At 58.7% G+C, this 13,102-nt stretch carries 11 protein-coding genes; 6 read left to right on the forward strand and 5 right to left on the reverse strand.

All coding sequences use genetic code 11. The annotated features are described in order from the left end of the window. Positions 1-70: 70 nt before the first annotated feature. Positions 71-1,369 carry a 2-hydroxycarboxylate transporter family protein gene (locus tag QCD60_RS02250; RefSeq protein ID WP_279782012.1) on the reverse strand — a complete coding sequence of 433 codons (1,299 nt, stop codon included), beginning with the start codon at positions 1,367-1,369 and terminating at the stop codon, positions 71-73. A 177-nt stretch (positions 1,370-1,546) separates the two neighbouring features. Between QCD60_RS02250 and QCD60_RS02255 the strand changes: the two genes are divergently transcribed. The 4 genes from QCD60_RS02255 to QCD60_RS02270 all read left to right on the forward strand — a co-directional run bounded on the left by QCD60_RS02255 (position 1,547) and on the right by QCD60_RS02270 (position 5,593). Next, positions 1,547-1,771 carry a hypothetical protein gene (locus tag QCD60_RS02255; protein ID WP_279782014.1) on the forward strand — a complete coding sequence of 75 codons (225 nt, stop codon included), beginning with the start codon at positions 1,547-1,549 and terminating at the stop codon, positions 1,769-1,771. Positions 1,772-1,954: 183 nt separating this feature from the next. Beyond that, the gene (locus QCD60_RS02260; protein WP_279782016.1) at positions 1,955-3,541 is read left to right on the forward strand and encodes an aldehyde dehydrogenase (NADP(+)); all 1,587 of its coding nucleotides are present in this window, start codon (positions 1,955-1,957) and stop codon (positions 3,539-3,541) included. 405 nt (positions 3,542-3,946) lie between these two features. Continuing rightward, the gene (locus QCD60_RS02265; RefSeq protein ID WP_279782018.1) at positions 3,947-4,606 is read left to right on the forward strand and encodes a GntR family transcriptional regulator; all 660 of its coding nucleotides are present in this window, start codon (positions 3,947-3,949) and stop codon (positions 4,604-4,606) included. A 264-nt stretch (positions 4,607-4,870) separates the two neighbouring features. Beyond that, positions 4,871-5,593, forward strand: coding sequence for an SH3 domain-containing protein (locus QCD60_RS02270; RefSeq protein WP_279782020.1), 723 nt, complete (start codon positions 4,871-4,873; stop codon positions 5,591-5,593). A 107-nt stretch (positions 5,594-5,700) separates the two neighbouring features. On the opposite strand, the gene QCD60_RS02275 is transcribed toward QCD60_RS02270, so the two are convergent. Continuing rightward, the gene (locus QCD60_RS02275; protein WP_279782022.1) at positions 5,701-6,870 is read right to left on the reverse strand and encodes an MFS transporter; all 1,170 of its coding nucleotides are present in this window, start codon (positions 6,868-6,870) and stop codon (positions 5,701-5,703) included. Between the two features lie 95 nt (positions 6,871-6,965). After that, a complete protein-coding gene (locus tag QCD60_RS02280; RefSeq protein WP_279782024.1) occupies positions 6,966-7,289 on the reverse strand; it encodes a DUF962 domain-containing protein in 324 nt (107 codons plus the stop codon). Positions 7,290-7,577: 288 nt separating this feature from the next. On the opposite strand from QCD60_RS02280, the gene QCD60_RS02285 reads away from it, so the two are divergent. After that, a complete protein-coding gene (locus tag QCD60_RS02285; RefSeq protein WP_279782026.1) occupies positions 7,578-8,771 on the forward strand; it encodes a YbfB/YjiJ family MFS transporter in 1,194 nt (397 codons plus the stop codon). A 19-nt stretch (positions 8,772-8,790) separates the two neighbouring features. On the opposite strand, the gene QCD60_RS02290 is transcribed toward QCD60_RS02285, so the two are convergent. Together QCD60_RS02290 and QCD60_RS02295 are read right to left on the reverse strand one after the other, a co-directional pair. Then, positions 8,791-10,320 carry a DUF3369 domain-containing protein gene (locus QCD60_RS02290; protein WP_279782028.1) on the reverse strand — a complete coding sequence of 510 codons (1,530 nt, stop codon included), beginning with the start codon at positions 10,318-10,320 and terminating at the stop codon, positions 8,791-8,793. Then, on the reverse strand, positions 10,313-12,208 hold the full coding sequence (locus QCD60_RS02295) for an ATP-binding protein (protein WP_279782030.1): 1,896 nt from the start codon (positions 12,206-12,208) through the stop codon (positions 10,313-10,315). The genes QCD60_RS02290 and QCD60_RS02295 overlap by 8 nt, the downstream gene beginning before the upstream one ends. Before the next feature lie 348 nt (positions 12,209-12,556). On the opposite strand from QCD60_RS02295, the gene QCD60_RS02300 reads away from it, so the two are divergent. Then, positions 12,557-13,081, forward strand: coding sequence for a phosphate-starvation-inducible PsiE family protein (locus tag QCD60_RS02300; RefSeq protein ID WP_279782031.1), 525 nt, complete (start codon positions 12,557-12,559; stop codon positions 13,079-13,081). The last annotated feature ends 21 nt before the right edge of the window (positions 13,082-13,102 follow it).

Here is a 13,102-nt window from a genome sequence, read left to right on the forward strand (position 1 = left end):
TGTGCCACAAGAGGAAACTGACTGCGGGCCGAATCAGACCCGCATCACCTACGGCCTGAAACGCGTGTTCCTAGCCACCGGCAAACAGCTGAATCAGCATGGTCGCCAGCACCAGCATCATCGCCCCACCGATACGGGAAGAAATCTGGGCAAAAGGCATCAGCGTCATGCGGCGACTGGTCGCCAGTACCGCCACATCTCCGGTGCCGCCCATGTTGGCCATGCACAGACCGGCAGTAATACTGGCCTCGATCGCATGGAAGCCCAGCAGATAGCCAATCAGCGCAGAGCCGACCACCGCACCGATAACCGTGACAAACACCAGCACCAGATAGGTCAGGGAGAAGGTGCTGATCAGCTCATCGATATTGGTATAAGCCACACCGATACCCACCAGCAGCGCCGGGGTAAAGTTCACCACCACAAACTGGAACCAGTGGGCCGCAGCCAGTTCGTAGCGACGGGGAATCAGACCCAGTACCTTGATCAGTGCAATGCACAGAATCATCAGGGCATAACTGTGCATGGGGATGAACTTGCTCAGCACCGCACCCAGCACAAACATAGAAGCACTAAGGAACAGACCAACGCCGAGAAACTGTGGATCAGCCTTCACGCTTTCGGTTTCATCGGCAGGCGCAAAGGTGGCACTGCGCATCAGCTGGCCGTTGCCGGTCAGGCCGGGGTAACGTTGCCCCAGACGGTGCAGCAGTCCGGCGGTAACGATGGCAATGGCATTGCCCATGGCCAGCGCCGGGACCATTTTCGACATCAGATCAGCAGCACTGGTCTGCATCGGGCCAGACATGATTTCCACCAGCGGCACAGCGCCAGCCCCCATGCCACCGCCCATGATGGGCAGGCCGATCAGAAACACCGCAGCCTTGAAGCCATAGCCCATCAGCATGCCAGCGATCCCCACGAACAGCAGGGCAAAGGCCACGCTGGCGATGATCACCGGGATATAGCGCAGGGCCGCTTTCTTCAGCAGATCGGTACTCATGCCGAATACCGAGCCGGTCACCAGACTGGCGATATAGAAGCCCATAAAACCACCGGACTGCATGAAGTCACTGATGATCTTGCCGGAGCTGGCGGGCAACAGCTGATATTCAAAAAGGGCAGCGGCGCCGAAGATACTGACAATGGCACCACCACCTAAATAGGTGCGAACGACGGGCAGACGATCCCCCAGCGTATTGAGGGCAGTCCCGAGAATAAACATCAACGCCAGAGCGCCAACCATACCGGCAGGCAGGCTGCCTTCGATGCTGGCGAACAGAATGCACGCTGCCATCAGCGCGAACATGATCCAGGGCATGCCGCCCACCTGTCGACCGGGGGCGAGTTTGGATACGAGTGCGTTCATAGCCTCTCCTGTTTTTGGAATTGTTATCTGCTGGAATCGTGACTGAACCGTCCGTGGTGTCTGGTAGAGCGACCAGACACGGTCAGGGGCTCCATATGCCCCTGCGCAGGGCCGACAAATTATCAGGAGAGCAGGCTGAGCGCGCGCCGTTCGCGGCTTGGCGCCATAAACGCCTTTATGTCCATTAAATCCACGCCAAAAGAGTGGTGGAAAAACAGCGCTGACGGGGGCATCACACCATCCCCGTACAGACGATTAGACAGTGCTTTTCAGCATTGGATAAAGCTCACGGCAGAGCACGAGCACGAAGGCGAAGGCGAAGGCGAAGGCGAAGGCGAAGGCGAAGGCGAAGGCGAAGGCGAAGGCCAGCGTTGCAAAATTGCATGCAATATACAATTATGACCGCACTTTTTTGGGTCATCGCCGCTTTCCCGACCCGGCTATGCTGGGCGACGGCTGCCAGCATCATTGATCAGGGTCGGCTCATCGTCATCTTAACCGTCGCGATCCATCATCGCCGCTTGATAGTCACGGCGCTGATGCCCATGGAACTGAAATTATTCATTTGTCACAGGAGCGTATCTGATGCGGGCGTTATCCCCCCAACAACTGATCAATGGCCAGTGGACCAGCTCAGGTACTGAGGTGTTTTCCGCACTCAACCCGGCGACCCACAATCCGCTGCCCGAGTCCTTTTTTGAAGCGACCGAAGCCGAGCTGAACAGTGCTGTGGCCGTCGCTGGTGAAGCCTTCGAGATTCTGCAGGAATACGGCTACAGCGAGCGTGCCGCGTTGTTGGACTGCATTGCCGACAAACTGGCAGCCCATCAGGCCGTCATTGTTCAGCGCGCCATGCAGGAAACAGGTCTGCCAGAAGGCCGCCTGAACGGTGAAATGGGCCGCACCTGTAATCAGCTGCGTATGTTTGCCGGCGTCCTGCGTGCTGGCGACTGGCTGCACCTTACCCTCGACTCGGCATTGCCAGAGCGCCAGCCACCCCGCCCGGATATCCGCCTGATGCCTGTACCGCTGGGGCCAGTGGCCGTGTTTGGTGCCAGTAACTTCCCGCTGGCCTTCTCCACTGCCGGTGGCGACACCGCGTCAGCACTGGCGGCAGGCTGCCCGGTGATCGTCAAGGGCCATCCGGCACATCCCGGCACGGCCGCACTGGTCGCAGAAGTGATTGCCGAAGCCCTGGCCGAAAGTGAAATGCCTGCAGGCTGCTTCGCCCTGTTACAGGGCCGTTCGCCCGCGCTGTCACAGAAACTGGTTGCCCACCCTGGTATCAAGGCCGTCGGCTTTACCGGCTCGCTAAAAGTAGGCCGCATTCTGTTTGACATTGCCTGTCAGCGGCCAGAGCCCATTCCGTTCTACGGTGAGCTGGGCAGTAGCAACCCGGTCTTCCTGCTTAGCCATGCACTGGGTTTGCGCGGTGAGGCCATCGCTCAGGATTTCGTCGCCTCCCTGACGCTGGGCTGTGGCCAGTTCTGCACCAACCCCGGCTTGCTGATTGCAGTAAAAGGCGAGGCACTGGAGCAGTTGAAAACACAGCTGCAGGCGCTGATCCCGGCTCAGCCCTGGCAAACCATGCTGACCCCTGCCATTGCCGCCAACTACGAGCAGCAACTGGCCAGCCTGAAACTGCAGCAGGGAGTGGAAGTGCTGGCCGAAGCCCGGCCCGGCCACCCCGATCAGTCCCATGGCCATGCCTGCATACTGCGCACTTCGGCATGCGACTGGCTGGCTAACCCTCATCTGGAAGAAGAAATCTTTGGCCCCTGCAGCCTGCTGGTGGAGTGCGACAGCCACAAACAGATGCTGCAGGTCGCCCGCCGCCTGAGTGGCCACCTGACGGCGACCCTGCAGGGTGAAACCGCTGACCAGCAGGAAGCACAGCCGCTGGTACGCATTCTGATGAACCGGGTCGGCCGGCTGCTGTACAACGGCTATCCCACCGGCGTGGAAGTGTGTCATGGCATGCAGCATGGCGGCCCTTACCCGGCAGCGACCGACAGTCGCAGCACCTCGGTAGGCGCCAGTGCCATCCAGCGTTTTGTACGCCCGGTATGTCTGCAGAATCTGCCCGATGGCTTATTGCCTGTGGCCCTGAAGGCGAGCAATCCACTCAATACCAGCCGCACGGTGGATGGCCAGCTGAAGGTGACTGACTGATCACCCCGTGACGTCTGGCATCAATCCTGCTTGTTGACAGGCACCGCGACCCTCTCCTCCCCGGTCTGCCAGTGCAGGCCGGTGGAGCGTGGAGTGATGATGCAAATATGAAGAGATAAAGGTCATCCGCGGTGCAACCCGGGCTGCGGATCATCCACCCAAAGGAGCAGCCGTTTGCCATCACCGGCAAAATGCACCACACTTGCAGCCTGCGCAGCGATGCCAGAGCAACCTGCGAGACAAGAATAAAAGCTGCCGATGAAGTGACGAACGCCCGCCATATGCCCGGTTATCCGACTGACGCGTATCGCGGGTTCGCTATATCAGGCACAGCAACCGACTGACAACCGATGGTGCTCCCCGTGCTGAAGTACGCGCACCCTCTCTGCTACACACAAGAGAACTATGGCCAAACCCGTTCCCGTTCATAAGACCCGTACCCAGCTGGTAGCCGAAATCCTGCAGGATCGTATTCTCAGTGGCGATATACCGGCAGGCACCGCGTTACGTCAGGATGCTCTGGCCAAGGAACTGAACGTCAGCCGCATCCCCGTCCGCGAAGCGTTGCTGTTGCTGGAAGCGCAGGGGCTGGTGGAGTTTGAGCCACACAAGGGTGCGACCGTTTCCGAGCTGTCGGTTGAACACATTCATGAGCTGTTCAGTCTGCGCGCAGTGCTGGAAAGCCATATTCTGGCCAAAGCCATCCCCAATATGACGACGGATACCTTCCGTCAGGCAGAAGTCATCCTCACCGCCTTCGACCATGCCCTGAATACCGGTACCCAGATTGAGAGCTGGAGCAGCCTCAATCAGGAGTTTCACGCGACGCTTTACGCGCCAGCCAATCAACCACTTTCCATGGAAGTGATTGCCAGCCTGAATATGCGCAGTGACCGTTATATTCGCCTGCAGCTGGTGCTCACCGAAGGGATCGTCAAAGCCGAGCGGGAACACCAGCGCCTGCTGGATCTGTGCCGTGAGGGCAACATCGAAGAAGCCGTCAGCCTGCTGCAGCGCCATATCATCGAAGCGGGCGAAGCCATCGAATTTCTGCTGCGCAAGTAAGCCTCCCCTGCTGATCTGCCCCACCGGTCACATCGCAGCAGGTCTGCGATGTGAACACCCAGCAGGCCCGTAACCTGCCCTTCTCAGCACCTCAGATCAAGGCCGCTTCCGCCTGCCATGACAGCGCAGACCGGGCGTCACGGGTACGCTCAGACCACCCGGGCGAATAGAAACAATTTGATAAACTGCTTACACTTCGGGGTCGGATGGTCTAGTCTATTGCGCTGGATTTGTGGCACTCCACCAGACAAGTAAGGTAAGGAAATGCATACGGCGTTCAGATTCGCCATCGGTTTAGTACTCATCATGGTCAGCGGCCTCAGTCAGGCCACCGACAAGCTGTTCCAGCCTACCGACAGTTTCACCCGTTTTTTCCGGGATTTAAGTCAGGCCATTGAAAAGCAGGACAGGGAAGCGGTGATGGCACTGGTTGCCGATAACTTCCGCTATGAACGCGATCCTGATGGTATCTTCAGCAAACAGAGCAGTGGCAAGGACAATTTTGCCCGGGTCTTCCTGCCTTCACCGGTGCCTGAAGGCTACAAGAAGCAAATCTGGCAAAACCTGCGCTCCAGCGTCAGCCCGCGCCTATTGTTCTCCACGCAGTGGGGCGTCTGCCCGGCACCGCTGCCAGCACTGGAAGATATTCGCGCCCATACTGACCTGCACTATCTGGCCAGTATCGACAAGGGCAATGTGCGGCTGCGCGCGGCGCCCAGCCTGCAGTCGGCGGTACTGGACGAAGTCAGCAATGCCGATGTGATGGTGGTGGGCTCCGACAGCGGTGAGCCGCTGGCACTGTCGCCCAAGGCCAATATTCTGACCTCAGCACCCGATCTCTGGCTGAAGGTACAGTTCAACCACCTCAATGAAGCCTACGTGCATTCCTCACTGGTGAGCTTCTGGGAGCTGCCGCGTTTCTGCTTCGCACAGGAGAAAGGCGAATGGCGTCTGGCGGCATTTGTGAATGGCCAGCGCTCCCAGTAACAACATGAAAGTGAACGTGGTGTGATCTGAGCACACGGCATTCCCCGCTAAACAAAAAGGTCAGCACCCGGCTGACCTTTTTGCTTCTGGTGCTGAACGCCAGCTAACTACGCCCGGTTGTGCAGCACGTGTGCAAAAGGGCCGGCAGCCAGAATAATCACAGCCACCACGCCCAGTGCCAGTGCCAGCCCCATCAGCTCCGACAGAAAGCCAATCAGCGGCGGCCCCGCCAGAAAACCGGTGTAGCCCGAGGTTGCAACCGCGGCAATGCCATTACCTGCCGACATACCCGGCACCCGGCCTGCCGCACTGAACACCAGCGGCACGATATTGGCCAGCCTAATCCCCACGCAGGCAAAACCCACCATGGCCAGCAAAGGCTCGGCAAACAGCAGACCCACCACCAGCCCTGCAGAGGCAATCACGGCACTGCAGCGCATCAGGTTGACCGGACCAAGACGGCGGGTCCAGTAATCCCCCGACAGTCGCCCCGCGGCCATGGCAATGGAGAACGCAGCAAACCCCATGGCCGCGGTACTGGCACTGGTGCCCAGCACGGAGCTGAGATACACCCCGGTCCAGTCCGCCATCGCACCTTCCGCCATCAGCGCACCGAAGGCGAGCAGTCCCAGCGCCAGTACCGGCTTGCTGGGCAGGGAAAAGGTATGGCCCCCCGCCGCTTCCGGCGCATTGTGCAGGAAGTAGCGAAACGCCAGCAGGCAAAGAGCGGCGATCAGAACAATCATCAGGGTGATATGCAGCTGCGAGGACACGCCCAGTGCCAGCAGGCCGCCGCCGATCAAAGCGCCGGTCAGGCCGCCCAGACTGAAAAAGCCGTGAAAGGACGACATGATGGCCCGGCCGAAATCCTTCTCTACCCGCACCGCCTCGGCATTCATGGAGACATCCATCCCGCTGCTACAAGCACCGAACACAAACAGGGCCGCCGCCAGCTGGACGAAACTGTCGGCATGGGTTGGCAGATAAAGAGCAAGGCAGAACGCCAGCGAACTGATGCTGCACACCCGCTTGCCACCCACCTTGCCGGTCAGCCAGCCACAGAGCGGCATGGCACTGATGGCACCGATGGCCATAAAGAACAGCGCCAGCCCCAGCTCACCATCACTAAGACCGATGCGCTGCTGTACCAGCGGAATGTGCGGCACCCAGGAGGAGAAAATCACTCCACAGGCAAAGAAGACAAAAGCGACGGCAACACGGGCACGGCGCACGGCCGGATCGACTCCGGCGGCGAAACTGGCGGATAACTGCGACACGATGAACCTCTCCACGACGGGAAAGTGCGGGTTTATGGCATGAAGGTGCCACTCTAGTGTCAGACCCGCTCAGGTTCAAGGCATAGCGTAGCGACTTACCAGCGTACTTTGCCCAGCAACATGTCCCTGAACATCACAAAGTCGCCAAACAGGCTCCACAGTGGGTAGGTAAAGGTCGCCGGGCGGTTTTTCTCGAAAAAGAAATGCCCCAGCCAGGCAAAGCCATAACCTGCCAGCGGCACCAGCCACAACCAGCTCCACTGCTGACTGAACAGGCAGTAGCCCAGCAGCATCAGTACGCAGCTGGTGCCCGCAAAATGCAGACGGCGACACACCGGATCGGCGTGCTGGCTGAGATAGAACGGGTAGAAATCAGTAAAACGCTGGAAACGGTCGGCACGCTGATGGAGCGGATTCATATTATTGTTTTCCCCGAGCAGCAGAACGACACAGGCAGGCTGTGCCAAAGACACCTGGCGGGCAGCCCCCCTGCCTGCATACAAGTGACTTCGGTTCACCTTAGCACATCACCTGACCAATGGTGGAAGGCAGCGCTGGTCAGCTGCTAGACCTTTGGTCTCAAAGCGAAAGTTATCCTTTGCAGGCTAGAATGGCGGGAGATCGGTCTGCGTCCTGATTGACAGCAATGCCTGCGACGCTTCCCCTGCTGATCGACAACAATAACAACCGCCCTGAGGAGAGAGTGTGTGGCTTACTCCACCCAAGCCTGGAAAGTGGTTTTCGCCGGGATCTGTAGTCTGATCCTCACTGTGGGTCTGGCCCGCTTCGCCTACACGCCGATGTTGGCCGTCATGCGTGACCAGACCTGGCTGACCGAAGTGGCCGGTGGCTGGCTGGCGACCTTCAACTATGCGGGCTATATGTCCGGTGCCCTGCTGGCTGCCACCATCAAACGCCTCGATATCAAGTTTCAGCTTTACCGTCTGGGGTTGCTGGCCGCCCTGCTCAGCACCGCCGCCATGGGCATGACAGACAATGTGATTACCTGGGGCATCCTGCGCTATATCAGCGGCATGAGCAGTGTCGCTGGCCTGCTGATCAGCTCCGGGCTGGTGCTGAACTGGCTGCTGCAACACAACCAGCGTCTGGAACTGGGCATTCACTTTGCCGGCATGGGGCTGGGTATTGTGGTGTCCGGGCTGGCTGTCGCGGCCCTGCTGCCACTGCTGCACTGGGGCGAGCTATGGCTGGCACTGGGTGTGCTGGGCATTGTGTTCTTCATTCCGGCGTGGAGCTGGATGCCGATGCCGGTCACGCTGGACAGCCGCCAGCATCAGCAAACCTCTGCCGCCCCCGAACGGCGCTGGATGCTGCTGATGATCGCCAGCTACTTCTGTGCCGGCTTTGGCTATGTGATCAGTGCGACCTTTATTGTCGAGATGGCAGAACAACCTTCAGCGCAGGTGGGCAGTGGCAGTCTGATATGGATTGTGGTGGGGCTGGCAGCAACACCGGCCGCCTTTATCTGGGATCAGCTCAACCGCCGTCTGGGGGATATTCCTACCCTGATGCTGGCCTATCTGCTGCAGATCATTTCCATCATGCTGCCGGTTTTCAGCCAGTCACTGCCCGCCTATCTGCTCTGCGCCGTCCTCTATGGCGTCACCTTTATGGGCATTGTCAGCCTGACCCTGACCCTGATTGGCCGCTGTTACCCTGCCAATCCGGCCAAGGCCATGGCCCGTCTGACCCTGAGTTATGGCGCTGCGCAGATTATCGCGCCGGCCATCACCGGCTATATTGCCGCGGCAACCGGTCAGTACAGTGGCGCGCTGTGGATGGCCGCCGCAATGATGACCCTCGGTATCGGCCTGCTGGTGATGCTGCACCGGGTCAGCCCTCTGCATACCGGCGCCAGCATCGTGCGCACCAGCCAGTGAACGGCTTCCGTGCCGGCATTCAGTCGCCGTAGGCCGCACGAATAAGCAGAAAGTCATCGATATTCGCCATGAATACCGCGACCAGCGCCGGGTCAAAGTGCTTGCCGGACTGCTCCTGAATAAACGCCAGCGCATCGGCTGTTGACCAGGCTGGCTTGTAACAGCGCTCACTGCACAGGGCATCGAACACATCAGCGAGGGCGACGATACGGCCAAAGATGTGAATGTCTTCGCCTTTTTTACCCGCCGGATAACCTGACCCGTCCCACTTTTCATGATGCTGATGAGCAATGATGGAAGCCGCATGCAGAATCGGCCGCTGTGAACGGCTGAGCAGGCTGTGACCGAGGGACGCATGGGTCTGCATGATTTCCCTTTCGTCATGATCATGGCGACCGGGTTTGTGCAGGATATGGTCAGGAATGCCGATCTTGCCCAGATCATGCAGGGGTGAGGCATAGCGCAGCACACTGGCCTCTTCCTCTGACATCCCGCTCAGGGTCGCCAGCAGATAACAGAACTCCGCCACTCGTTTAACGTGATTGCCGGTTTCATGGCTGCGAGTCTCCACGGTTTCACCGAGCAGATAGACGATTTCGCGCTGAGTCTCCTCCACCTCGTTGTTCAGCCGCACATTGTCGAAGGCTATCGCGACGTTATGGATAAACAGCTCCAGCAGATGACGGTCCATCTGATCAATGGGCTTGCCGCCTTCCAGAAACAGCACCAGCGAGCGCTCGGCATTATTGCAGCACAACAGCACCGCGCCTTCTTCGGTAAAAATGTGCTGATTGCGGGCAATGGCCTCACGGATCAGACCGCGCTCAGCAGGAGCCAGAATATCATCGGTGGTCATACCTGCCAGATGGTTATAACCATCGCTGGCGACCAGTACTTCCAGATCCAGCCCTTCAGTGCGGGCAGCAAAATGCCGGCGACGCTCCAGCAGCAGGCCCTTGTCCATTTTCACCAGTGCGATCAGCTGCTCGATGACGCCATCGAGCAGCGGAATCAGTGACTGGCGCTGAAAAATGTCGGCGGATGCCTGAATCACCTGCGTCAGCCCGCGGCGGTTGGCCTCAATGGTCATGATGTCGCGATAGCCGCGCAGACTGGTGTACATCAGGGTCGACAGCTTCTGCGCGGTCAGTTCGGTCTTGGCTTTGTAGTCATTGATATCGTAGTTGACGATCACCCGATGCTCCGGTGCCTGTCCCGGCTGACCGGTTCTCAGCACCAGCCGCATATGCTGGTTGTCGAGATCATTACGGATAAAATCCACCAGCGTCAGACCGGCATCGTCGCTTTCCATCACCACGTCCAGCAGCGCCACAGCGATGTCCTGATGACGGTTCTTCAGCAGCAGGCGAGCCTCGGTGCCGGTATAAGCGCTGATAAAATTGAGCCCGCGTCCGTCAAACTGAAAGTCCTGCAGGGCCAGCCGGGTAATACGGTGCACTTCAGCCTCATCGTCGACGATCAGCACATACCAGGGCTGACGGCTCGGCCCCTCTTCAGCCCGCTCGGGCGCAAACAGATCATCAGACATCCACGGTTGCTCCTGTATCAAACATGCCCAGTTCAGGTACATGCATAACAAAACTCAGCCCCTGACCTTCCTCGCTGCTGGCCTGAATCCTCCCTTTCAGGCTCTGAGTCACCAGGTTATACACCAGATGCAGTCCCAGTCCGGTGCCCCCTTCCAGCCTGCGTGTAGTGAAGAAGGGTTCAAACAGCTTGGCCAGTACCTCGGCAGATACACCCCGGCCGTTATCGCTGAAAGTGATGCGCAGGCCACGCTCTTCACGCTCCACCTCAATCTCGACCCGCCTGTCACGCTGGTTTTCAGCAAAGGCGTGACAGACGCTATTCATAATCAGATTAGTCAGTATCTGCGCCATCGCCCCGGGGCAGGTAGTCCAGCACAGCTGCTTGTCACCATTTATGCGAACCTTGACGTCATGCTTTTTCAGCTGCGGGCGCAGGGTCAGCAATACCTCGTCAATATAGTCGGTCAGCACTACCTCGCGCCGCTCCAGCGTAGACTGGTCGACCGCCATCCGCTTGAAGCTCTGCACCAGCTCGGCAGCCCGCTGCAGATTACCCTTGAGAATCTGCACACTTTCCCCCGCCAGCTCAAAGAAACGTTCCAGATCGGTGCGGGTCATGGTGCCCTGCCGATAGGCTGTGACCAGATTCTGCAATTTTTCATCCAGCAGCGACTCACTGGTGACGGCGATACCCAGCGGTGTGTTGATTTCATGGGCGACCCCGGCCACCAGCCCGCCCAGCGACGACATTTTCTCCGCCTCTACCAGCTGCGACTGCATATCACGCAGAGAGTTGAGACTGCTCTGCAGATCCGTGCGTGACTGTTCCAGTGCCGTATTGCTGTGTGCCAGTTGCTGGTTGCTCTTTTCCAGTGCCAGGGTGCGGGAGCGCACAATCAGATCAAGGTTGCGGTTCAGCTCCGATAACCGCTCATTGGTTTCTGACAGCTCTTCAGTGCGGCGATCCACCAGATGATTGAGGTAACGGCTGAGTATCAGCAGCGCCAGCAGCAGCCCCACCCCGGCCAGACTCATGAACATCACCGAATTGCGCCGCTGCTTGTCGACAAAGGAGGTGTTGAAGTAGCGATCCAGTGCTTCGTAATAGAGCGAAGCGCGGTCCGCCCGCAACCGCAGCAACTCCCGCTCAAAGGCAGGCTTCAGTGCCGCACTCTGGCGGCTCAGGGCAAAACTGCGTGGCTCCGGGCTGAGCATCAGCGGCGACGACTTGAGATGATAGAAGCCGGCCCGATAATCGCCGAACAGATGAGAAAACAGGATGCCATCCACCTGATGACTGAGCAGCGCCTTGATCATCGATTCATTGGTAGGGAAGCTAGACCAGGTGACTCCCAGTCCCACACTGTTGAACTGGGACTCCGTCAGCCCCCCCAGCCAGTCTGAGTCAAGCCGGGCCAGCCGGTGTTCACTCAGCTCCGACAGTGACTGCACATCCGCGGCATTGGGTGCGCTGTAGATCACCCCCCAGTCGTCTACCAGCGGCGTGTCCACAATGGCAACGCCGCTGCTTTCCACCCTTGGCTGGCGCACCAGCACACCGGGCAGCACGTCAATCTCACCGTGATTGAGCTGATAGGTCAGCTCGTACAGGCTGCCCTCACGAAATGACAGCTGCCAGCCATGACGGTCGGCAATTTCACGCAGTACCTCCACGGCAAAACCCGTGGCCTTGCCGTTTTCCATGGACAACAGCGGCGGGAAGTCATAGACGCCCACCACCAGCCGCCGCTCCGGCGCCGCCACCCCGGACAACGCAGCGCCCAGCGCAATCATGAAGGCCAGCAAATGCGCCAGTGACCATCCACCAAGCCGGCCGCCACGGCGACACCATCGGCTCAACCAGGAAGATTTCAGACCTGACGCCATAACACCTTTCCGTCTGTAATCAAGGAGCTGTCCATTACGCTGAGGTCATCCGCAGACAAAGGGAATGCATCATAAAAATGCATACCGGCAAGTGAATATGAGTGGTGAACGGCGGTCAATACAGTTCCATGCCAAACACCGTGCAGAAGGCGGCTGCGCACCTTCCTTATTCTGGCCTTATTTCTGCATGTCAGGATAGTGCCAAAAGGCTACCAGCCCTCGCCAGATCAGATGTAAGCCGGGTGAACAACTGTCATGCCGGGGCAGTAGATTGCAGGGGCACAGTAGCTGACTGTACCGGATGACACCGGGGTAAAAAGCGGCTTTTTTACAGATAAGGAAATGACTATGAATACCGACTGGGCAGAAGCCCTGCGCCACCGCATGCATGACGGTGCAGACTCACTGGGTAATCTGCTGGTGGAAGGCTTTCACTACCTTGCCCTGTTTGCCATCGGCGGCGTCACGGCCTGGGCCGCCATTGCCGAGTTCCTGCTGATTCTGGCCAAGGATCACATCAGCGTAGATGACGTACTGCTGCTGTTTATCTACCTCGAACTGGGGGCGATGGTCGGCATCTACTTCAAAACCAACCACATGCCAGTACGTTTTCTGATTTACGTCGCCATCACGGCCCTGACCCGCCTGCTGATTGCTGACATTTCCCACCACAGTGAGCCTGATCTGGGCATTGTTTACATCACCGGCGCCATTTTGCTGCTGGCTTTTGCCAATCTGGTGGTGCGCTATGCCTCATCGCGCTATCCGTCTGTGGAGAACAGCAAAGTGCGCAGCCACCTGGCCAGCCGCTCCAGCGAACAGCCCACGCTGGCCGCCAGCACAGCGGAGCACGTTGCCAGCCCCGCCCGATAAATCATCGGAACAATAAATCAT

Source organism: Pokkaliibacter sp. MBI-7 (assembly GCF_029846635.1).
Classification (GTDB): Bacteria; Pseudomonadota; Gammaproteobacteria; order Pseudomonadales; family Balneatricaceae; genus Pokkaliibacter.

Coding starts and splice junctions, on each gene's coding strand:
- QCD60_RS02280 (WP_279782024.1), bottom strand. CDS start 7,289: ATGAATCCGCTCCATCAGCGTGCCGACCGTTTCCAGCGTTTTACTGAT.
- QCD60_RS02260 (WP_279782016.1), top strand. CDS start 1,955: ATGCGGGCGTTATCCCCCCAACAACTGATCAATGGCCAGTGGACCAGC.
- QCD60_RS02250 (WP_279782012.1), bottom strand. CDS start 1,369: ATGAACGCACTCGTATCCAAACTCGCCCCCGGTCGACAGGTGGGCGGC.
- QCD60_RS02295 (WP_279782030.1), bottom strand. CDS start 12,208: ATGGCGTCAGGTCTGAAATCTTCCTGGTTGAGCCGATGGTGTCGCCGT.
- QCD60_RS02255 (WP_279782014.1), top strand. CDS start 1,547: ATGTCCATTAAATCCACGCCAAAAGAGTGGTGGAAAAACAGCGCTGAC.
- QCD60_RS02300 (WP_279782031.1), top strand. CDS start 12,557: ATGAATACCGACTGGGCAGAAGCCCTGCGCCACCGCATGCATGACGGT.
- QCD60_RS02270 (WP_279782020.1), top strand. CDS start 4,871: ATGCATACGGCGTTCAGATTCGCCATCGGTTTAGTACTCATCATGGTC.
- QCD60_RS02265 (WP_279782018.1), top strand. CDS start 3,947: ATGGCCAAACCCGTTCCCGTTCATAAGACCCGTACCCAGCTGGTAGCC.
- QCD60_RS02290 (WP_279782028.1), bottom strand. CDS start 10,320: ATGTCTGATGATCTGTTTGCGCCCGAGCGGGCTGAAGAGGGGCCGAGC.